22 protein-coding genes are annotated in these 19,852 nt (G+C 39.0%); 16 read left to right on the plus strand and 6 right to left on the minus strand.

What is annotated here, in order from left to right:
- The first annotated feature begins 65 nt into the window (after nt 1–65).
- The 9 genes from JHD79_RS06590 (at nt 66) to JHD79_RS06630 (ending at nt 6,624) form a co-directional block, all read left to right on the plus strand.
- The gene (locus tag JHD79_RS06590) at nt 66–449 is read left to right on the plus strand and encodes a TraR/DksA C4-type zinc finger protein (protein ID WP_199118421.1); all 384 of its coding nucleotides are present in this window, start codon (nt 66–68) and stop codon (nt 447–449) included.
- Nucleotides 449–1,051 carry a lipoprotein signal peptidase gene (locus JHD79_RS06595; protein ID WP_199118422.1) on the plus strand — a complete coding sequence of 201 codons (603 nt, stop codon included), beginning with the start codon at nt 449–451 and terminating at the stop codon, nt 1,049–1,051. Before JHD79_RS06590 ends, JHD79_RS06595 begins: the two co-directional genes overlap by 1 nt.
- Nucleotides 1,052–1,336: 285 nt before the next feature.
- Nucleotides 1,337–2,032, plus strand: coding sequence for a DUF1080 domain-containing protein (locus tag JHD79_RS06600; RefSeq protein WP_199118423.1), 696 nt, complete (start codon nt 1,337–1,339; stop codon nt 2,030–2,032).
- A gap of 245 nt (nt 2,033–2,277) precedes the next feature.
- Nucleotides 2,278–2,973, plus strand: a complete 696-nt coding sequence (locus JHD79_RS06605) for an SIMPL domain-containing protein (RefSeq protein WP_199118424.1) — start codon at nt 2,278–2,280, stop codon at nt 2,971–2,973.
- A 180-nt stretch (nt 2,974–3,153) separates the two neighbouring features.
- Nucleotides 3,154–3,462, plus strand: a complete 309-nt coding sequence (locus JHD79_RS06610) for a hypothetical protein (protein ID WP_199118425.1) — start codon at nt 3,154–3,156, stop codon at nt 3,460–3,462.
- A 142-nt stretch (nt 3,463–3,604) separates the two neighbouring features.
- Nucleotides 3,605–3,913, plus strand: coding sequence for a hypothetical protein (locus JHD79_RS06615; protein WP_199118426.1), 309 nt, complete (start codon nt 3,605–3,607; stop codon nt 3,911–3,913).
- Nucleotides 3,914–4,073: 160 nt separating this feature from the next.
- Nucleotides 4,074–4,676, plus strand: a complete 603-nt coding sequence (locus JHD79_RS06620; RefSeq protein WP_199118427.1) for a YceI family protein — start codon at nt 4,074–4,076, stop codon at nt 4,674–4,676.
- Nucleotides 4,677–4,704: 28 nt separating this feature from the next.
- Nucleotides 4,705–5,979, plus strand: a complete 1,275-nt coding sequence (locus JHD79_RS06625; protein ID WP_199118428.1) for a hypothetical protein — start codon at nt 4,705–4,707, stop codon at nt 5,977–5,979.
- Between the two features lie 57 nt (nt 5,980–6,036).
- On the plus strand, nt 6,037–6,624 hold the full coding sequence (locus JHD79_RS06630) for a hypothetical protein (protein ID WP_199118429.1): 588 nt from the start codon (nt 6,037–6,039) through the stop codon (nt 6,622–6,624).
- On the opposite strand, the gene serS is transcribed toward JHD79_RS06630, so the two are convergent.
- On the minus strand, nt 6,621–7,892 hold the full coding sequence (serS, locus tag JHD79_RS06635) for a serine--tRNA ligase (RefSeq protein WP_199118430.1): 1,272 nt from the start codon (nt 7,890–7,892) through the stop codon (nt 6,621–6,623). The genes JHD79_RS06630 and serS overlap by 4 nt on opposite strands.
- 107 nt (nt 7,893–7,999) lie before the next feature.
- On the opposite strand from serS, the gene rsmI reads away from it, so the two are divergent.
- From rsmI to lspA, 4 genes are all read left to right on the plus strand, one after another.
- Complete coding sequence (gene rsmI, locus JHD79_RS06640; protein ID WP_199118431.1) at nt 8,000–8,734, plus strand: 16S rRNA (cytidine(1402)-2'-O)-methyltransferase; 735 nt, start codon at nt 8,000–8,002, stop codon at nt 8,732–8,734.
- Nucleotides 8,727–9,368, plus strand: coding sequence for a PH domain-containing protein (locus JHD79_RS06645; protein WP_199118432.1), 642 nt, complete (start codon nt 8,727–8,729; stop codon nt 9,366–9,368). Before rsmI ends, JHD79_RS06645 begins: the two co-directional genes overlap by 8 nt.
- Before the next feature lie 122 nt (nt 9,369–9,490).
- A complete protein-coding gene (gene lnt, locus JHD79_RS06650) occupies nt 9,491–11,104 on the plus strand; it encodes an apolipoprotein N-acyltransferase (protein ID WP_199118433.1) in 1,614 nt (537 codons plus the stop codon).
- 12 nt (nt 11,105–11,116) lie between these two features.
- The gene (lspA, locus tag JHD79_RS06655) at nt 11,117–11,629 is read left to right on the plus strand and encodes a signal peptidase II (RefSeq protein ID WP_199118434.1); all 513 of its coding nucleotides are present in this window, start codon (nt 11,117–11,119) and stop codon (nt 11,627–11,629) included.
- Here the strand turns inward: lspA and JHD79_RS06660 are convergent, their stop codons facing one another.
- From JHD79_RS06660 to JHD79_RS06670, 3 genes are all read right to left on the minus strand, one after another.
- The gene (locus tag JHD79_RS06660; protein WP_199118435.1) at nt 11,630–12,211 is read right to left on the minus strand and encodes a DUF4136 domain-containing protein; all 582 of its coding nucleotides are present in this window, start codon (nt 12,209–12,211) and stop codon (nt 11,630–11,632) included.
- 204 nt (nt 12,212–12,415) lie between these two features.
- Entirely contained in the window at nt 12,416–14,056 is a 1,641-nt protein-coding gene (locus JHD79_RS06665) for an NAD+ synthase (protein WP_199118436.1), read from the minus strand.
- Nucleotides 14,057–14,071: 15 nt separating this feature from the next.
- The gene (locus JHD79_RS06670; protein WP_199118437.1) at nt 14,072–14,725 is read right to left on the minus strand and encodes a porin family protein; all 654 of its coding nucleotides are present in this window, start codon (nt 14,723–14,725) and stop codon (nt 14,072–14,074) included.
- A 131-nt stretch (nt 14,726–14,856) separates the two neighbouring features.
- Here JHD79_RS06670 and gldB point away from each other — a divergent pair, with 131 nt between their 5' ends.
- Both gldB and JHD79_RS06680 read left to right on the plus strand, forming a co-directional pair.
- Nucleotides 14,857–15,891 (plus strand): gliding motility lipoprotein GldB, encoded by a 1,035-nt coding sequence (gene gldB, locus JHD79_RS06675; RefSeq protein ID WP_199118438.1) that lies wholly within the window; start codon nt 14,857–14,859, stop codon nt 15,889–15,891.
- Nucleotides 15,892–16,002: 111 nt separating this feature from the next.
- Nucleotides 16,003–16,785: a patatin-like phospholipase family protein gene (locus JHD79_RS06680; RefSeq protein WP_199118439.1), complete on the plus strand. Its 783-nt coding sequence runs from the start codon at nt 16,003–16,005 to the stop codon at nt 16,783–16,785.
- Nucleotides 16,786–17,235: 450 nt separating this feature from the next.
- Here JHD79_RS06680 and JHD79_RS06685 read toward each other — a convergent pair whose 3' ends face one another.
- Together JHD79_RS06685 and gcvT are read right to left on the minus strand one after the other, a co-directional pair.
- Complete coding sequence (locus JHD79_RS06685) at nt 17,236–17,946, minus strand: 2-phosphosulfolactate phosphatase (protein ID WP_199118440.1); 711 nt, start codon at nt 17,944–17,946, stop codon at nt 17,236–17,238.
- A gap of 77 nt (nt 17,947–18,023) precedes the next feature.
- A complete protein-coding gene (gene gcvT / locus JHD79_RS06690; RefSeq protein ID WP_199118441.1) occupies nt 18,024–19,103 on the minus strand; it encodes a glycine cleavage system aminomethyltransferase GcvT in 1,080 nt (359 codons plus the stop codon).
- Between the two features lie 207 nt (nt 19,104–19,310).
- On the opposite strand from gcvT, the gene JHD79_RS06695 reads away from it, so the two are divergent.
- Nucleotides 19,311–19,763 (plus strand): GNAT family N-acetyltransferase, encoded by a 453-nt coding sequence (locus tag JHD79_RS06695; RefSeq protein WP_199118442.1) that lies wholly within the window; start codon nt 19,311–19,313, stop codon nt 19,761–19,763.
- The last annotated feature ends 89 nt before the right edge of the window (nt 19,764–19,852 follow it).

Raw genomic sequence — 19,852 nt, forward strand, 5'->3', positions numbered from 1 at the left:
CATCATGATTGATTAACACCAATTATATATAGTTCCATTACCATTGAAGATAAATTATTAAATAGATGGAAAAAACTGAGAAAACACGTTATTCTGATAGCGAATTACAAGAATTTAAAGAGCTGATATTAGAGAAATTGAAAAGCTCAAGAGAAGAGTTACAATCCTTGACCTCATCGTTGAGCAACCCAAATTCTAATGGTACGGAAGATACTTCTGGTGCTTATAAAACACTAGAAGACGGTTCGGCAACTTTAGAAAAAGAGCAGATCAATCAATTGGCCGCACGTCAGAAAAAATTTATTGACAATCTGGAAGCAGCTTTGGTAAGGATAGAGAACAAAACCTATGGCATTTGTAGGGAAACAGGTAAATTGATTCAAAAAGAGCGTTTAAGGGCAGTACCTCATGCCACTTTGAGCATGGAAGCTAAATTGAAACAAGGTTAATGAAAGGCTATACAAAACCACTACTTTTAATCTTCTTGGTCCTATTGGCCGATCAGGCATCTAAAACTTGGATCAAGACCCACATGTACCTTGGACAGGAATATAAGATTTTAGGCGAATGGTTTATTATTCACTTTACCGAAAATAACGGGATGGCCTTTGGCCTCGAATTTGGTGGTGAATTTGGCAAATTGGCACTTTCCTTATTTAGGATCATAGCCGTTGGTGGAATTGGTTATGGCTTGCATTACATGATCAAGCGAAAGTACCATCGTGGTTTGATCTTAAATGTGGCTCTGATCTTTGCCGGCGCCCTTGGTAACATTATTGATTCGGTATTTTATGGCGTCATCTACAAGTATGAAAGTCTTTTTCATGGTCGCGTAGTTGATATGCTCTATTTTCCAATCGTAAAAGGAACCTTCCCTTCTTGGTTCCCAGTTTGGGGCAATGAACCATTTGAGTTCTTTAGACCAGTTTTTAACCTTGCCGATGCGGCAATTTCAATTGGTGTAATTACCATATTGATTTTCCAAAAAACCTACTTCAAGGAAGAAATTAAAGATGAAATTGGGATCAACAACGAAAGCGTTGAAGACTAAAGAGATTTTAGATTTACGGTTTTAGATTTAATCTATCACCTTATAAAAAGTCTCGTAACAGATTGTTGCGAGGCTTTTTGTTTATTCGGCCCATCATCTCGACTGAAAACCAGCAGAATAGAGGATCTTACACTTAGGATTCTATGAGTTTTAGGCTTACTTCGTCATTCCGAGGCACAACCTGTCTCCTTCGGGAAAGCAATCTTAAAGCTATCGCCAATATTTCCTTTCTTTAACTTTAAATTCACTGCTAATTCTTTACATTTGATCAAAGACCAAATTTGTATGTTCCATAAACAAAACCTCCTTATTTGCCTATTTTTAATTGGCTTAAGTTATACTACTGCTGCCCAAAAAAGCATCAGTTTATTTAATGGGAAAAATTTAGATGGTTGGCATGCCGATGTTCCCGGAAAGGATAAAAACCCAGACACAGCAGCATCGTTTATGGTTAGAGATGGAAAATTGGTCAGCATGGGCGATCCTCGTGGACACCTGATTACCGATTCTGTTTATGCCGACTATAGACTAGAAGTAGAATATCGCTTTTCCGGGAAACCTGGCAATTGCGGTGTATTAGTTCATGCCTCTACACCAAGGGCACTTTATAAAATGTTCCCGAAATCATTAGAGGTGCAGATGCAGCACTTGGATGCAGGCGATTTTTGGTGCATTGAAGAAGACATTGCGGTACCCAACATGGAAGAAAGACGAGGTATCAAGGAAAATTGGGGCATAAGTGCAGGAAAACTACGCCGCATAAAAAACCTAACAGACGGGGCAGAAAAGCCCCTAGGTGAATGGAATAGTATGGTTATAGAATGCTTTAAAGACAAAGTACGTGTTTGGGTTAATGGCATCTTGGCAAATGACGGCTATAATTGTACGGCCTCCAAAGGACAGATTGCCCTACAAGCCGAAGGTGCAGAAGTGGAATTTAGGAAAATAGATCTCAAAAAGATCAAGAAGTTAAGTAAGTAAAAAAGTCATTTTTATTATCCGCTATTACCACAACAACCTTCATCATTCTTTAACCAAAGACAAAACATTTTCAAAAAACACACAGTGTAAGCTTTTAAAATATCCTTACCCCTCACAATAAAATAAAAAATAATTTGCTCATTATTTGAGCTTTGGCTCAATTTTAGCTTGTAGCAGGAAAATTGTTTATGGATTTAGCCCGATATTTACATCTGATTTATGAACACACAAAAAAAATTGAAATTATGAAAAGATTATTTGCAATAGCTCTTGTAGCTCTTTTTAGTTTAAATGCCTTTGCGCAACAAGTAGATTTGAGAAAGAAAATCAACGTGAATGGAACGGCCGAAACAGAAGTCACTCCAGACATTATCTACATCAGTATTTCCTTAAAGGAATACCTGAAAGATGGTAACAGTAAGAAAAAAGTAGATATTACCACATTGGAAAGCCAGCTTTACACTGCAATACAGAAAGCCGGAATTGCCAAGGAAAATTTAACCATCAACAACTTGAGCAGCTGGAGCTATGCCACAGAAAAAAAGAAAAATCCTGATTTTTTAGCTAGTAAACAGTATCGCCTAAAAGTTAGCGACCTGAACAAGTTTAACCAGATTGTTGATGCCATTGATGCCAAAGGAATTGCCAGCACCAATATAGAAAGTTATGATTACAGCAAGATAGAAAGCCTGAAAAAAGAGCTTAAAATAAAAGCTTTATTGGCTGCAAAAGAAAAAGCAACCTATATGGTCGAGGCTTTGGGCGATAAGCTGGGTAATGTAATAGACATTCAAGATGGTGGCGACAATATGGTGCAACCAGTTTACAGAAATTATGCCATGAAAAGCATGGCAATGGATACAATGGAAGCTGCTCCAGAAATTGACTTTAAAAAGATCAAATTGAGCTTCACCGTAAACGCTGTTTTTGAAATAAAATAATTTATTTTGATAATTTTGTGAGCCTATCAACGTATTGTTGATAGGTTCTTTTATTTTATAAATAGTATACATATGAAGCCATCATGATTTTCAGGCCATATAATGGAATGAATAAATCTGATAGCTTCATCACCATTAAAAACAAACCGAGCTTGCGAGCTCATGAAATAATTTGTACACATGAAAAAATTACTTTACTCGTTCATTTTATTTTTTACACTTTCTACTACTGTTAATGCCAACCCTGTTATGAACGAAGATTCCAAAACAGAACTTACCATTGAACAGAAAGCAGAATTAGAGCATATCACCAAACGTGTAGAAGAAATTAAGGCGATGGACAAATCGGCTCTTACCAAAACCGAACGTAAAGCCTTAAAAAAGGAAGTTAAGGAGCTTAAAAAACGTGCCGACTTCTTAAGCCAAAATGTAACGTTATCACTAGGTGCAATCATTATTATATTGCTGTTATTGATTCTCATCCTGTAGTTTTTAACTTTCCTGGGAACAATTACCTCATGTAGTTGTTATAGGAAGTGAGCTGGCAACGAGATCATATGAAACACCATCTTAAACGATGGCGTAAATCAATCCAGAAAGCTTCATATCCTTTAACAACAACTTTAAACACATGAAAAAAATTATCTATCCATTGATGTTACTGGTAACGCTAACATTCAATTTTAACTTCGCGTATGCGGCAAATGATCAACCCAAAACAGAACTGACCGCAGAGCAGCGTGCAGAACTTAGCCGAATTACTTCTAGAGTAGAAGAAATTAAGTCCATGGACAAATCCAATCTTAGCAAAGACGAGCGCAAAGCCTTAAGAAAGGAATTGAAAGAGATGAAGAAAAAAGCCAAGGCCATAGGCGGTGGTGTTTATTTATCTGTTGGAGCCATTATCATCATCATTCTATTATTGATTCTTATTTTATAGGAACAACAATTTACCTAACTATTTTACAGCCAGGCACTACGTCTGGCTTTTTTTATGAACTTATCTTCGCTTTTATAAGCACCATCATTTTTTGGAATGAGCAGCATCACGCTGGCACCCATCATTTAGGCAGACCTTTATAGTATAAAATTTAAATGCTATGAAGACTTTAAAAACATGCTGGACGATCTTACTCCTCCTTCCATTTTTCGCAATAAATGGTCACGCACAAAACGCAAAATTAGTCTTAAAAGAGAGTTCAATTCTGGTGAAGGGCACTTCTTCACTACATGATTGGCGTTGTAAGACCGAACAAATCAGTGGAGATATCTCCTATCAATCTTCAGGACTACTTCTTAAAGATATCGCTAGCCTAAATCTACAATTGGTAGTAAAATCAATGAAGAGCATTAAAGAAAATGGTGAATATTACGAGGCAGGTATGGACAAGAATATGTACAAAGCCCTAAATGCCGAAAAATTCCCTAAAATAAACTTTGTGCTTACCGAGCTCCTATCGGTGAAATCAACTGCCGGAAAATCAGATTTCACGGCAAAAGGCAACCTCTCCATTGCAGGGAACCAACAAGCCATCAGTTTCCCCGTCAACGCAATACTCACCAATACTGGCATTACCTTTAAAGGCTCTATTTCCTTTAAGATGACCACTTTTGGTGTAACTCCTCCCAGAGCCCTATTAGGGACTATAAAGACGGGTGATGAGGTTACCATCGTATTCAATGCAAGCTTTAAAAATGATTAATAAATCCCACTATTTAATAATAAATATTATGAAAAAGTATTTACTCGCTGCCGTTTTTGTTACAGTAGCCGGAACTGTCTTTGCGCAACAAAGTAAAATTGCCAATATGAGAGGCTATGACAAATCTGGCATTAATGTATTCGAAACGCCAAAAAGCGATACGGTTGTACCCTTTGATGAAGTAAAAGTGAGAATTGGCGCTGGCTTTACACAACAATTCCAAGCTTTAAAGCACACCAACAACTCTACATCAACTACGCCGTTATATAATTTGCGAAGTGGCTTCAACCTTGCTACCGCCAATTTGAATATCGATGCACAATTAGCCAGGGGAATTCGCTTAAACCTGATCTCCTACCTATCTGCAAGGCACCATCAGGAAACTTGGGTTAAAGGCGGATTTGTGCAAATAGATGCCTCTCCCGTCAATTCAGATCTATTAAATGAGGTATTCAAGTATGTGACCGTAAAAATCGGTCATTATGAGGATAACTATGGAGATGCCCACTTCCGCAGAACCGATAATGGTCATGCTTTATATAATCCATTTATAGGTAACTACATCTTAGATGGCTTTACCACCGAGATCGGTGCCGAAATCGATTTCCAGAAAGATGGTTTTTTAGCGGTAGCTGCAATCCACAATGGAGAAATTAAAGGGGAAATTTCAGACAATCCAACCAGAAACCCTTCATTTATTGGAAAATTAGGCTACGACAAACAATTAAACACCGATTTACGTGTACGCTTAACCGGATCGGTATACCATAATAATGGTGCTGCCAGTAATACCTTATACACAGGAGATAGAGGAGGCTCCAGATATTACATGGTCTTAGAACCTCTTGCCAGTGGGGTAACCTCAATTACCAATGCTTGGTCTGGCAATATACGTCCAGGGTTTAGCAGACAGGTTACCGCATTTATGATCAACCCTTTTCTCAAATATCAGGGACTTGAATTATTTGGCACGCTCGAGTTTGCCAAAGGCAGGGCCATTACAGAGGCCACCAAAAGAGATGTAAATCAGCTTGCCATTGAAGGAATTTATCGTTTTACCAAAAATGAAGACCTATTTGTCGGATTACGCTACAATACCGTAAAAGCTGATCTGTTATTTGGCAGTGCTACACAAACTGTAAAAGCCGAACGTATCCAAGCAAGCGCAGGTTGGTTTATTACCAAAAACATGGTACTTAAAGGGGAATATGTAAATCAAAAATACAAAGACTACCCAAGCAACAACCTGCTATCCGGAGGAAAATTCCATGGTGTAATGCTAGAAGCCAGCGTTGGTTTCTAATCCACAATCTTAGCCGCTTTTGCTCTACTGTAGAAGCGGCTTTTAATACCATAAATCATGATGCGTTATCCCTCTTCTATCCTATTATCTTTAGCATTTCTCATACAAACGGCTATTTGTGCAGCACAAAGCCATAAACTCACCATCATCCCAGAAAGTAGCATTTTAATTAAGGGGAATTCGAACGTCAATAAATTCATATTCACTTATGATCAAGTAATAAAGCCTTTATCAAGTACCATTAAAATAGAACAGCATAAAAACATCATTTACCTTAAAAATGCGGTAATCACTATGGATGTTGCCGCATTTCATTCTGGCAATCGCCTAATGGACAGAGATTACCAGCACATGATGAATTATAAAACATACCCTTATATCTCTATAGAATTACATCAAATAAAACCCATATCGGAAGATAATGAAAATCTCCTTGCCATCATGAGTCTAAGTATTGCAGGAGAAAAACGTTTGGATACACTAAACTTTAGCTATAACAAGTCAAAAGACATATACAGGTGTAATACCACCCATCAGCTTTCCCTTAAAGATTACAAAATTAAGCCCCTCAAAAAAATGATGGGGCTAATTTCATTAAAAGACCTATTGGTGATAGAAATTATTCTCTACCTTAAGGTAGATTAATCTATGATGTCGAATCCAGTATATTTGACCAGCACTTCTGGTATACGAATACCATTTTTAGTCTGATAGTTTTCCAGTAGGGAAGCTACGATACGTGGCAAAGCCAAAGCACTTCCATTTAAAGTATGCACCAATTGGGTTTTACCTGCTGCACCTTTAAAACGAATTTTAGATCGGTTACTTTGGAAAGTTTCCACATTAGAAACAGAAGATACTTCCAACCAGCGTTCCTGTGAGGCACTCCAAGTTTCCATGTCATACGTCATTGCCGAACCAAAGCCCATATCTCCACCACACAAACGTAAAACACGATAATGCAAGCCAAGCTTTTGTAATAAAGACTGCACATACTCGCTCATATCTTCCAAAGTTTCGTAAGACTTGTCGGGATGTGTAACCTGCACAAGCTCTACCTTATCAAATTGGTGCAAACGGTTTAGTCCACGAACGTGAGAACCATAAGAACCGGCTTCTCTGCGAAAGCATGGCGTGTAAGCGGTATTTTTGATTGGCAAATCCTCTTCTTTAAGAATAACATCTCTGTAAAGATTAGTTACAGGAACTTCTGCCGTGGGGATGAGATACAGATCGTCAATGGTAGAATGGTACATCTGCCCTTCCTTATCGGGCAATTGTCCGGTTCCAAAACCAGAAGCCGCATTGACCAAGTGGGGTACCTGTACTTCTTTATAGCCTGCGGCAATTGCCTCATCTAAGAAAAAGTTAATCAGTGCCCGTTGTAATCTTGCACCTTTTCCTTTATAGACCGGAAAACCTGCTCCCGTAATCTTCACCCCTAACTCAAAGTCGATAATATCATATTTTGCGGCCAATTCCCAATGGGGTTTGGCATCAACCGGTAAGCTTGCAGGTGTACCATGTACAAGCACCACCTCATTTTCTTCAGGTGTAGTTCCCGGTTTCACCAATTCATAAGGTAAATTTGGCAATTGAACCAATAAGTTAAATTGATTTTGCTCCAGGGCAGTTAACTTCTCGGTCAGGTTTTTTATATTTTCTTTATGTGATGCCGTATTGGTCTTGATTTGCTCTGCTTCTTCCTTTTTTCCGGCCCTCATCAATTCGCCAATTTGCTTGGCCGCAGCATTGGCCTCTGCCGAAAGGCTATCCAACGAAGTTTGAGTTTGGCGACGTTCCTCATCTATGGAGATGATCTGATCTACCAATTCTAACGATTTAAAATTACGAACGCTCAATCGCTCTAAAACTTTCTCTCTATTTTCGCGGATATAGTTAACTTGCAGCATTATTTTAATTTTTCACAAAGATAATAAGAGTTACGTGTTATTAGTTATGAGTTATATGTTTTTATGAAGCAATCTCAAACCATAGCCCGTAACCCATAACCTGCTACATGGAAGGAAAATTATATCTCGTACCTACGCCGATTGGCAATTTAGAAGACATGACTTTCAGGGCCATAAGGGTTTTGAAGGAAGTTGACCTGATCTTGGCAGAAGATACACGCACAAGCGCGCCTATGCTTAAGCATTTTGGCATTGACAAAAAGGTTTTTGCGCACCATCAACATAACGAACACAAAGCCACCGCCGAGATCATTAGATTTTTAAAGGAAGGGCAACAAATTGCCCTCATTTCTGATGCAGGTACTCCCGCCATTTCGGATCCAGGTTTTTTTCTAGTGAGGGAAGCTTTAAAAAACGGCATTGATGTAAACTGTTTACCTGGTGCTACGGCATTTGTACCTGCCCTGGTCAATTCTGGGCTACCTAGTGATCAATTTGTTTTTGAAGGTTTTTTACCCGTTAAAAAAGGAAGGCAAACTCGTTTAAAACTATTGTCGATGGAAGAACGCACCATGATTTTTTATGAAAGCCCACATCGATTACTCAAAACACTGTCCGAGTTTGTCGACTTTTTTGGTGAGGACAGACAAATTTCCATCAGTAGGGAACTTACCAAAATTTACGAGGAAACTGTACGCGGCACAATTATAGAAGTAAAATCACATTTCGAAAACAATATTTTAAAAGGAGAATTCGTAATTTGTGTCGGCGGAGCAATGGAGAAAAAAGATAAAGAAACAAAAAACAAGGACAAGTATTCAACAAAAGAAGATAATGATTAACATAGATAGATTTTTAGCCGACGAGCAAGATCCGAAGGCTGTAGAAAAAGTAGCAGGAAAACTAAATGATCTGCTAACTAGTGGTGAAGAAATTTTGTACTTAGCAGTGCAGAAAAAACCTGCGGTAAACCTCTTACCTGACAGCATTGCCATTAGCAATAAGCGTATTTTTTACTGTGAGCCCGGCAATTTGGGCCTAACCATGAATTTTAAGGATATTTCATGGAAAAATATCAAAGAAGTATCTTTTAAGGAAGGACTTTTAGGGTCTAAATTTATTTGTGTGCCACAATCGGGCGAAAACATCGTTACCGATTTTATTCCTAAAGTGCAGGTAAGAAAGCTGCATCAAGCTGCCAATGAGCAATTAGAACAATACAAAGAAATGCTCAGACAGCAGAAGTTAGAAGAAAATAGGGCTTCGGCATCTAGTTTCAACATTCCTGCCGCTACGCCGGTAATTGATTTACCAATTGAGGAAGCCATTGTTATTCCGGAAACTATAGCAATTGAAAGTAACGCACAAGACGAAATTGAACAAAAACTGATCAAGTTAAAAACTTTGTACGACAAGCAGTTAATTACCCGCGAGGAATACGAGCACAAGAAAGCTGCAATTTTAGATAGTATGTAACCTCCAATCGTCATTGCCAGGTACGAAGCAATCCTACGACTAATGTAAAGCTACCCGCTTTAAGAGTGGTTTTACTTGGTAATTGCTTCGCGGTAGTGCCTCGCAATGACGAAAAGCTAAAAATGACAAAAAAAAATACCCTACTAGCACTTATTAGTGCCTTCATCATGTGGTTGGCCTGGCCACCACACAACTGGCTTGCCCCCTTACTTTTTATAGGATTAGTGCCATTATTCATAGCATTAAGGCAAATCATGGCTACACCAGATAAAAAAACTGGCAAAAAGGTATTTCTTACAGCAGGCCTAACCTTTTTGGTATGGAACACGGCCTGCATCTATTGGGTATTTAATTCTATTAACGCCGTAAACACAGGCTTTGTAGGCACGATCGTTTCTTTGCTGGTCTCTCTCATCCCTTACGGACTAGGTGCTTTATTAATGACTTTTGCCTTCTGGTTATATTATCGTTTAGGTAAGTACGTTTCTAAAACCATTGCCTATGCCGGATTGATTGCTTTTTACATCAGCATGGAATACCTGCACCAGAGTTGGGACCTTGCTTTTCCATGGATGACCTTGGGCAATGGTTTTTCTGGCATGCACCAAATTGTACAATGGTATGAATATACTGGCGTATATGGTGGCTCCTTATGGATTTTACTGAGTAATATCATAGCCTTTGAGGCCTATCAGCGCATTCGCTATCATAAACAATACCGTTTAGTTGGTGCTTGGGTCCTACTTATTGTGCTCCCTTTGGGATTTTCCATCTATCGCTATACTACTTACACGGAGAAAAATGTCCCCGTGAATGTGGTCACCGTACAGCCCAATATCGATCCCTACGAAAAATACGGATCAATTTCTGCCAATGAGCAATTGAATATTCTCAGCCATCTTTCCGACTCGATTGGCCAGGTCAATACCGAATATTTTATTTGGCCCGAAACAGCTATTCCCAACTATGCAGATGAAGACCGGATTCGCAGCAATGCGGATTATCTAGCTGCACAGCACTTTCTTAGCAAATACAAAAATGGCACCCTGATCACCGGCATAGAAAGTGTAAAGTTTTATCAGGATAAAAAGACCCTATCGGCCAAAGTGAATCCAAATGGAGGCTTCTATGACAATTATAATGCCGCCATGCAGGTCGAGAACTCGGCAAATGTGGCTTTCTATCATAAATCCAAACTAGTTCCCGGTGTAGAAAAGTTACCATTCCCTACCCTGTTTTCATTTCTCGCGCCAGTTTTCGATAAATTAGGGGGCAGCGTCTCTGGCTGGGGCTGGCAAGACCAACCAGGTGTTTTTTATGCCTATAGCGGTATTGGGGTAGCGCCTGTCATTTGTTATGAATCCATCTGGGGCGATTGGGTGGCCGGATCGGTCAAGAACGGAGCACAGTTTATTGCCGTTATTACCAATGATGGTTGGTGGGGCAACACTTCAGGAAAAGATCAACACCTGCTTTATGCCAAATTACGATCTATAGAAACCAGACGCTACGTAGTACGCGCTGCAAACACAGGCATTTCCGGCTTCATCAACCAAAGAGGTGATGTGGTCAAACAATCAAAATGGTGGGCCAGAACTGCCTTAAAAGCAGATATAAACCTAAACGATCATCTTACATTTTATGTAAAAAATGGAGATGTTATAGCCAAGGTGGCCGTTTTGCTTGCTTCCCTGTTGGCCTTGTTTATACTTTTCAAAAAATGGATAAAAAAATAAGTATTTGACGCTATGATCAGAAAAAAAAATCACTCCATTAAATTTATATTGCTCATGTTGATCGTAGCGATCAACTTAGGCTGCGATCAAGTATCTAAGGTAATTGCCCGCAAAAGTCTCGACTCTTACGAGCAGATTACCATTATCAAGGACAGGTTTATCTTAACCAAGGTAGAAAACACCGGAGCTTTTTTAAGCGCAGGCAGCAACTTGCCCGAATTTTTAAGAATCAGTTTATTAACCATTTTACCCATTGCCGTGCTATTATATGGCATTTGGTTTCTCTACACTAACAGAAACCTTCCAAGACTCATGCAAGTTGGCATTTGCTTTCTCATTGGCGGTGGCATAGGCAACATCTACGATCGCATCATATACGGCTCTGTCACTGATTTTCTACACATGGATTTCGTTCTTTTCAGGACGGGTATTTTCAATCTTGCAGATGTCTCGATCATGATTGGCATTTCCCTTTTATTGATCTATTCACTTAGCAAAAAAGCAATTGTTCCTTCAGGCCAGTAATTAAGGTAGTTTTTTAAAGATATTGGCCACCACCATTGGAATGTCGTTAATTGCTTTTTGGGCATCATTAACCTCTCCCTCTGCCCAACCTCTCCATATCAGCTTGGAACTTTTACGCTCTATGATATCGATCATGATACTCCCTTCCTTCACCTGCATTTTTCTGGCCCTGCTACCTACATAAACAGGGAAAGGATCAGCATAAGAATAATAGTAGATGGCCCTGCCACGGTAATAGCTTACCCTTGGCAACAGCCTTGCTGGTGGGTTATAGTATACGGGTTCTTCATAAGTCTTGATTTCTTTATCTACCGTTACAGTATATTTAACCAATAGGTCCGGGTTATTGTTATTTAGTTTCAATCCTCGTTTATCCAGCTCTGCCCCAGCCGCCTCAACAATCTTATCCGTAGCAATATCATTATTATAGACAGAAGTTGTCTTAGATTGCGATTCTGGTAACCAAGCATAAGTTTGGTAACGACTAGCATTAATTGGTTTGTTGCTTACGGCATAATAGTCGTAAGTTGAGCATGAAGTCAAACCAACTACCATGCCCAAAAAAAAGATCAAATTTCTCATAATTATATGATTTACATATACCATATAACAATCTGTTTTTAATTAAGTTTAAGCTATTATTGGCCTTAATAAAAATAAACGGGCTATAAATTCAAACGGTAGCGGCATGGCCGCTAAGGCATTTGATGATCAAGTAAAACTTTTCCTAATAATCAGTTATGGTTTCACAATATTTTAAAAGAGATTATCATGCATAAGATCACCTTAATCCATATACTTGCCCACAATTGGCATACGACGGCCCATTCCAAAGGCTTTTGGCGACACCCTCAAAATAGGCGGCGTTTGATACCGTTTAAACTCTGCCAAATTTACCATGCGTAGAATTCTTTTTACTAAAGCTTCGTCGAAACCAAGGGAAATAATCTCTTTTGAACCTTTTTTAAGTTCGATATGCTGATATAAAATTTGGTCCAGTTCATCATATTCCGGCAAGGAATCAGAATCCTTCTGATCAGGCCTCAATTCTGCCGAAGGTGGCTTAATGATCGTATTTTCAGGAATGATTTCGCCATTTTGGTTAAGAAACCTGGCCAACTTAAATACCTGTGTTTTGTACACATCGCCAATCACACTGATGGCACCGCACATATCTCCATACAAAGTTCCGTAACCAACCGCACACTCACTTTTGTTCGATGTATTGAGCAGAATGTAACCAAACTTGTTTGACATCGCCATCACCACAACACCACGACAACGAGCCTGAATGTTTTCTTCTGCTAAATTAAAAGGCAAGCCATCGAAAGGTTTTGCCAACATGCTATCGAAAGCATCGGCCGCTGCTGCGATAGGGATAATTTCGTGCTTACAGCCAATATTATTTACCAAATCTAATGCATCTTGCACTGAATGATCCGTTGAATACTTAGATGGCATGAGCACCGCCATTACATTTTCAGCACCCAAAGCCTTACAGGCCAAGGCGCACACTACGGCAGAATCTATTCCGCCCGAAAGGCCCAGTACTGCTTTTTTAAAACCAGACTTTGCAAAGTAATCCTTAATGCCCAAGATCAATGCATCGTGTATTTGTTCAATATCGCTGGCACGCTCGGCTGTAGGATATTTATTTTTGACCTGCTGTACTTCTTCCAAATCGAATACCTGCAAATCCTGCTCAAAGTATTTCATCTCTGCTTTCAAGGTGCCCGTTTCATCAAAAACCAACGATCCCCCATCAAAAATAATTTCGGTTTGTGCTCCTACCTGATTGACATAAAAAAGTGGCAATTGGTATTTCTTTGCATTATCTGCAAGCACTTTGATGCGATCTTCATCGTGTCGGTAATCAAATGGCGATGCCGCTATATTGATCATCAGGTCGGGCTGTTGCTTAATCAGCTCATCCATTGGACAGGAAACATACAATGGATTATCGTTAATGTTCCAAAGATCTTCACAAATGGTCAGGGCAATCTTTTTGCCCTTAAACACTACACAGTCAAATTGCGTATTGGGCTCAAAATAACGGTATTCGTCAAAAACATCATAAGTAGGCAACAACGCTTTTTTTACTATATTTTTAACACTGCCCTCGGCTATAAAATAAGCTGCATTAAATAGATCTTTACCTTCTAAAACAGGGTTTTTTATAGGCAGACCAACAATACAGGCAATGTCTTTACAATGACTTGCAATCTCTTGCGCCGCTTTTTCACAAAGTGATATAAAATCTTCAAACTCTAAAAAATCACGTGGTGGATAGCCACAAATAGCCAGTTCGGCAAAAACGACCAGATCTGCCCCTTTTGTTTTGGCCAATTCAATATGCTTGATGATTTCTTTGGTATTATTTTCAAAATTACCAATATGGTAGTTCAGTTGGGCAAGTGCAATCTTCATGAACGATAACTTATTTTAAAAGAATACACCTATATTAAGTGCTACATAGTGGTTACGTATAGTGTTTCCTCCTTTGGCAATATTGGTGAGGCCATTATTATAGGTCAAACCGCCAACCAGGCTGGTCTTGCCATTCAGACGGTACTCTGCACCACCTCCAATGATCATCCCTGCCCTGTAGAATCTGGTCTGCTTATCTGCTTTGGCATCATCGGCCAAAATGGTTTTTCCAGTAGAAACATCTTGCTTCGCCCGAATGGCAAAATCATTAGTCAAGCCAAATTGGCCAAACCATTTAGTACCGTTATTTTCTTCCGTCTTAAGTTTAATAGATAAAGGCACCTCTATATACTGCATCTTGTACTTTACATTATATTCGGTATTGGCTGCAGAAACACCATGATAAGGTTGTAAATTTAGTACCGTTCCCTTCCCATTAATAGTTGTTACGGTCAAACCAGTGGCAAAACAGTAGTTTTCGGCAAACTCAAAATCGCCGATCAAACCATAGGTAAACCCTAGGCTTAGGCCATTATCCTTGCCATTTTCGACTTTTAAAAAGCCAAAATTCGGATGGGCAGTTAGCCCCAACCTAAATTTAAAATCCTTTTGGGCATATAGATTAAAACTTGATAATACGAATAGGAATGCGAATACTATTTTTCTCATGTGTGAATAATTATTTTAAATGGAGGTAAAATCCAACCTGGTGTAGGCAAGTATCAAGATTTGTTCATCCCGCTTTGTGATTTTGCAAATCATGATGGTTTCCATCCTAGTTGTTTATATATTTGTTTCTAATGATGTACAAATTGAACTTTCGCCAAAGTTATCTATTTTTTCTGTGTACCCTTGCTTTTTTTTCATGTACACATAACGACAAACCAGACGTAAGTCATATAAATCTCGACCTTAAAATTGAACGTTTTGATCATGACTTATATAATGGCAAGAACAAAAATGTGGAGTTGACCGATAGCCTGTTGCACAAAAAGTACGGTGCCTTTTATGAAGATTTCATTTTCAAAATGGTGGGTAACGATAGTTATACCAGCAGGCAGGTATTGGAAGGGCTATATGCAGATAAAGCCTATAGCGACTTAAACCATGAGGTGGATAGTGTTTTCCCCAACCTTAAGCCCACAGAAGCTGCATTGACCCAGACCTTTAAATACATTAAGTATTATTACCCCAAAGCACCAATTCCTCGCTTTATTGGATTTCTTTCCGGCTTTGCCTACCAAACCCCTATTGGCGACAACTATCTGGGCATTGGACTAGATATGTTCTTAGGAAAAGACAGCAAATTCTATGGCGCTTTAGTGCACAGCATACCATTATATGTTTCTAAAAGATTTACCCCTACTTATATTTTACCTAGGGCTACCGAATATTATGTAAGAGAGAACTTATTTAAGGATAAGGACGAAGACCGTACTTTTCTAGCAAAAATGATCTACAACGGCAAGATTTTATATTTTATGGATCAGGTATTGCCCGAAAACATGCCAGATAGTGTGAAAATTGGCTATACACAAAAACAACTGCAATGGTGCAAAACCTATGAAAGCGACATTTGGGGGTTTTATCTGGAAAGCAACCTCATTTATGAAACGGATTACGCCAAAATACAGGTCTACCTTAGCGATGGCCCATTTACCCCCGGACTGGGAGAAAAAAACACTTCTGCGCCAAAATTGGGGATTTGGACAGGTTGGCAGATTGTAAGAAAATATATGAAGGAAAATCCTGAAGTTACCTTACAGCAATTGATGGCTGATATGGATGCGCAAAAAATCCTGTCGAAATCAAAATACAAACCTAAAGCAGACTAAATCAGTTAAAATTAAAAAATCAGCGGTCGGGTGTCTGAAGTTAAAGGATCACGTAGTCTACTATTTCAGGTATCCAATTATTCAACAAAATTCAATCATTAATTAAAAATCATGAAGGTTGGCATTGTTCTAAGCGGAGGCGGAGTAAGAGGAATAGCTCATTTGGGCGTATTAAAAGCCTTAAAAAAAACAGGGATCGAGTTTAGCCACATTACCGGTACCAGTGCGGGCTCCATTGCTGGCGCCTTCTATGCTGCTGGCGTTGACCCTGAAGAAGCTTTCAACATCTTTATGAGAACAAAACTCATCAAGTTTTTAAGGCCTGCATTAGGTTCACTGGGCTTAATTAACATCGAAAGAACTGCCGATATTTTTAGCAGCCACCTTCCCGATCGTATTGAGCAACTGGCTATGCCATTGACTATTTGTGCCACTAATTTTAGCGAAGGTACCGTAGCCTATTTTAAAAAAGGACCCCTAACCAAAACCATTCATGCCTCATGCTGCATCCCAGGCGTTTTTAAGCCCATCATGATCCATGACAAGATGTATGTAGACGGTGGCGTGCTCAACAACTTTCCCATAGAGCCTTTAATAGGGCATTGTGATTATATTATCGGTTCTACCTGTAACCACCTAAACCCCGTAGATAAAATTACCGGGATCACAAAATTGATGCAGAGGGCTGGTATCATGTCCATCAACCACGACATGGAAAGAAAATCTAAATTCTGTAACCTCTTAATTGAGCCAAAAGGAATGGGCGACATCAATACCTTTGACACTAAAAAAGCGGAAACTATTTATTGGCTGGCATATGAGGAAGCATTGAAAACCATTAAAAGCAACGAAAGTTTTCAGGATCTGATGAAAAAACAGCATGAGGACCGCTAAACCGATTAAAACCATAATCGAAAAATGGCAATTAATTATTTGGATCCTTGCCTGCTTAACAGGATGTGGTTTATTTACCATCTTTTTTTCATCTTTATCCGTTTAGTTTAGCTTGTTGGCTCTTTTTATATCAAAGCATAAATAAACGGGACCATAATGATGTAAAAGCCACACAAGCCTTGGCTTATCAAAGCACAACAGAGAAGGACTTCATACGGTTGTTTAGCAATAAACCCATTTTTTACAAAGCTTTATTTAATGATGATAAAGCCTATCAAACTGTAAGAAAAAGCCAGTACTCAGCGCAGAATATTATGGTTTAGCACCTCATTGGGAAAGTTCACGTGAATATAGAGACAACTTGGCCAACAAAATATCTTACCTGTTGGGAGGTATATTATTAGGCAATCTCATTGAATGTACAATCATTGCCTATAATCGTTAAACGATTTACCTTAAAGCAACCAGCCTCTCCCCTTCCAAAACCGGAATAGTTTTACACAGGTCCAATTTAAGGCAGAATTGAACATCTTCTTCAATATTTAGCTTGATCAGACGATGGCTGTGAGAAGATTTTCTCAAATACTGCCTAAGGTCATCTTTAGCCAACCGATACATATCTACCGCAGCTACACAGGAATCATCTGCAAGTTTAAAATCACCTTGCAAATGATGTACCACTGCCCCGGCAAATAAGGTATCTTCTAAATTAAAATTATCTTTCCAGCCTGCACAGAGCAAGAGCACATTTCTATTTTGGCTTTTTAGGTAATCGCAAATGGCAGCAAGATTAAGAAAAGAACCAATAATAACCTGATGTGCCCGCTCCTGTGCCAAATGCATGGCCTTTGTACCATTGGTTGTCGTCAGCACAATGGTCTTTCCATATACCTTATCTTTGGTATAAGAAAAAGGGGAATTGCCAAAATCATATCCTGTTACCACTTCGCCATTACGTTCTGCCGCCAGCAGATAACCTTGGTCGGCGTAGGCCAAACAATCTTCCACCTCCATCACTGGAATAATGGCCTCTGCCCCATTATCAATACCATAGGTAATAGATGAGGTAGCTCTCAAGACATCAATAACGACCACAATACTATTTTCAATAGCATATAAGTCAAGCAAAGCAGGCGTTAGGCAAACTTCTATTTTTGGCATCGGAATGAGTTATGGGTTATAAGATTGGGTTATGAGATATAAAGCTTAGCCCCTCACAACCCTTAACACGCACCCTATTATTTATAAAAAGGAAACTTAACTACTTTCGCTTTTACTTTATTATTTCTGATATCGATAAATATCTCAGTACCTTCTTTAGCAAAGGCTTTGGCAACGTAAGCAATGCCAATTGCCTTTTGCAATGATGGCGATTGTGTTCCTGAAGTTACCCTGCCAATGTTATTCCCATCGGTATCCACTACGACATAATCATGACGTGGAATCCCCCGGTCGATCATTTCGAAACCAACCAATTTACGGGCTACACCAGCTTCCTTCTGTGCCAACAAGGCTGCCGAGTTGGTAAAATCTTTGGTAAATTTGGTAATCCAGCCCAAACCAGCTTCAATGGGAGAAGTGCTATCATCAATATCATTTCCGTATAAACAAAAACCCATTTCCAAACGTAGGGTATCACGCGCACCCAAACCTATAGGTTTAATTCCGTAGGCTGCTCCCGCCTCAAAAATGGCATTCCAAATCTGTTCTGCATATTGGTTTTCAAAATAAATTTCAAAGCCACCTGCACCCGTATATCCGGTAGCCGAAACCAATACGTTATCTACGCCAGCAAACGTTCCCTTCTTAAAGGTATAATATTCCATAGAAGCTAGGTCAATGCCTGTTAAACTTTGTAAGGCATCTGCTGCTTTAGGGCCTTGAATAGCCAATAGGGAAGTTTTATCGGAAATATTATGCATTTCTACATTATTGGTATTGAATTGCTGTATCCAATTCCAATCCTTTTCAATATTAGAGGCATTTACCACCAACATATAGGTTTTCTCGTCTATACGGTAAACCAATAAATCATCTACAATTCCACCATCCTCATTGGGCAAACAAGAGTATTGAATTTTTCCATCATATAGTTTAGCAGCATCGTTGCTCGTTACGCGTTGAATTAAGTCTAAAGCATTTTCCCCCTTAAGGATAAACTCGCCCATATGGCTTACATCAAAAACACCCACGGCATTTCTTACCGTAGCATGTTCAGCATTAATACCTTCATATTGTACAGGCATGTTATAACCAGCAAAAGGAACCATCTTAGCCCCAAGCGATATATGTTTTTCAGTTAAAGCGGTGTTTTTCATATGTATAATTATCTCTTTTATAGTAGCTATGCCTTTTCCATTCCCCTCTTTTTATCGCCACGTTTACCTACCTGAAAGTTAGGTCTGCATCGGCCCATTGGCATTATTTATCTAACGGCCAAAAGTACTAAGAAAAAGCTAATATTTGGATCATATTTTATAGGATAGCATAGGTAAAAAGTATATTTGCTTGTCAAAGACCTTATCATGATGTTATCTATTAAACGTACCACCGCCCAAAACAAAGATTTCATTGATCTGGTTAGGCTTTTAGATATAGAACTTGCCGAAATTGACGGAGAAGAACACGGATTTTATTCACAATACAACAAAATTGATAAAATTAACCACGTTGTACTCCTTTATGAAAATGAGCTGGCCATTGCCTGTGGAGCCATAAAAGAATACGCTTTAGACACCATGGAGGTCAAAAGAATGTATACCCATTTAGCTTACAGGGGGAAAGGAATTGCCAGTAGGCTGTTAAAGGAATTGGAAAAATGGGCAAAAGAATTGGGCTATAAAAAATGCCTACTGGAAACTGGAAAGCGCCAAGAAGATGCCGTAGCGCTTTATCGAAAAAATGATTATCAACATATCTCCAATTATGGGCAATATGTAGGAATAGAGAATAGCATCTGCTTTCAGAAAATTTTATAACCTCAAGAACAAGCATTCATTTTTAATATTTACAACATTAAACCCATTCCTCAATCAACTTTACAAAGCATCCCATAAAAAATTGAAAA

Origin of the sequence: Pedobacter sp. ASV28, from assembly GCF_016428855.1 — a bacterium.
GTDB lineage: Bacteria > Bacteroidota > Bacteroidia > Sphingobacteriales > Sphingobacteriaceae > Pedobacter.

What these genes read in the sequence shown, in the direction of transcription:
- JHD79_RS06590 (WP_199118421.1), top strand. Translation starts at nt 66, where the DNA reads ATGGAAAAAACTGAGAAAACACGTTATTCTGATAGCGAATTACAAGAA.
- lnt (WP_199118433.1), top strand. Translation starts at nt 9,491, where the DNA reads ATGACAAAAAAAAATACCCTACTAGCACTTATTAGTGCCTTCATCATG.
- JHD79_RS06645 (WP_199118432.1), top strand. Translation starts at nt 8,727, where the DNA reads ATGATTAACATAGATAGATTTTTAGCCGACGAGCAAGATCCGAAGGCT.
- JHD79_RS06665 (WP_199118436.1), bottom strand. Translation starts at nt 14,056, where the DNA reads ATGAAGATTGCACTTGCCCAACTGAACTACCATATTGGTAATTTTGAA.
- JHD79_RS06680 (WP_199118439.1), top strand. Translation starts at nt 16,003, where the DNA reads ATGAAGGTTGGCATTGTTCTAAGCGGAGGCGGAGTAAGAGGAATAGCT.
- serS (WP_199118430.1), bottom strand. Translation starts at nt 7,892, where the DNA reads ATGCTGCAAGTTAACTATATCCGCGAAAATAGAGAGAAAGTTTTAGAG.
- JHD79_RS06610 (WP_199118425.1), top strand. Translation starts at nt 3,154, where the DNA reads ATGAAAAAATTACTTTACTCGTTCATTTTATTTTTTACACTTTCTACT.
- JHD79_RS06695 (WP_199118442.1), top strand. Translation starts at nt 19,311, where the DNA reads ATGATGTTATCTATTAAACGTACCACCGCCCAAAACAAAGATTTCATT.
- JHD79_RS06625 (WP_199118428.1), top strand. Translation starts at nt 4,705, where the DNA reads ATGAAAAAGTATTTACTCGCTGCCGTTTTTGTTACAGTAGCCGGAACT.
- JHD79_RS06685 (WP_199118440.1), bottom strand. Translation starts at nt 17,946, where the DNA reads ATGCCAAAAATAGAAGTTTGCCTAACGCCTGCTTTGCTTGACTTATAT.
- gldB (WP_199118438.1), top strand. Translation starts at nt 14,857, where the DNA reads ATGATGTACAAATTGAACTTTCGCCAAAGTTATCTATTTTTTCTGTGT.
- gcvT (WP_199118441.1), bottom strand. Translation starts at nt 19,103, where the DNA reads ATGAAAAACACCGCTTTAACTGAAAAACATATATCGCTTGGGGCTAAG.
- lspA (WP_199118434.1), top strand. Translation starts at nt 11,117, where the DNA reads ATGATCAGAAAAAAAAATCACTCCATTAAATTTATATTGCTCATGTTG.
- JHD79_RS06615 (WP_199118426.1), top strand. Translation starts at nt 3,605, where the DNA reads ATGAAAAAAATTATCTATCCATTGATGTTACTGGTAACGCTAACATTC.
- JHD79_RS06605 (WP_199118424.1), top strand. Translation starts at nt 2,278, where the DNA reads ATGAAAAGATTATTTGCAATAGCTCTTGTAGCTCTTTTTAGTTTAAAT.
- JHD79_RS06600 (WP_199118423.1), top strand. Translation starts at nt 1,337, where the DNA reads ATGTTCCATAAACAAAACCTCCTTATTTGCCTATTTTTAATTGGCTTA.
- JHD79_RS06630 (WP_199118429.1), top strand. Translation starts at nt 6,037, where the DNA reads ATGATGCGTTATCCCTCTTCTATCCTATTATCTTTAGCATTTCTCATA.
- JHD79_RS06620 (WP_199118427.1), top strand. Translation starts at nt 4,074, where the DNA reads ATGAAGACTTTAAAAACATGCTGGACGATCTTACTCCTCCTTCCATTT.
- JHD79_RS06660 (WP_199118435.1), bottom strand. Translation starts at nt 12,211, where the DNA reads ATGAGAAATTTGATCTTTTTTTTGGGCATGGTAGTTGGTTTGACTTCA.
- JHD79_RS06595 (WP_199118422.1), top strand. Translation starts at nt 449, where the DNA reads ATGAAAGGCTATACAAAACCACTACTTTTAATCTTCTTGGTCCTATTG.
- rsmI (WP_199118431.1), top strand. Translation starts at nt 8,000, where the DNA reads ATGGAAGGAAAATTATATCTCGTACCTACGCCGATTGGCAATTTAGAA.
- JHD79_RS06670 (WP_199118437.1), bottom strand. Translation starts at nt 14,725, where the DNA reads ATGAGAAAAATAGTATTCGCATTCCTATTCGTATTATCAAGTTTTAAT.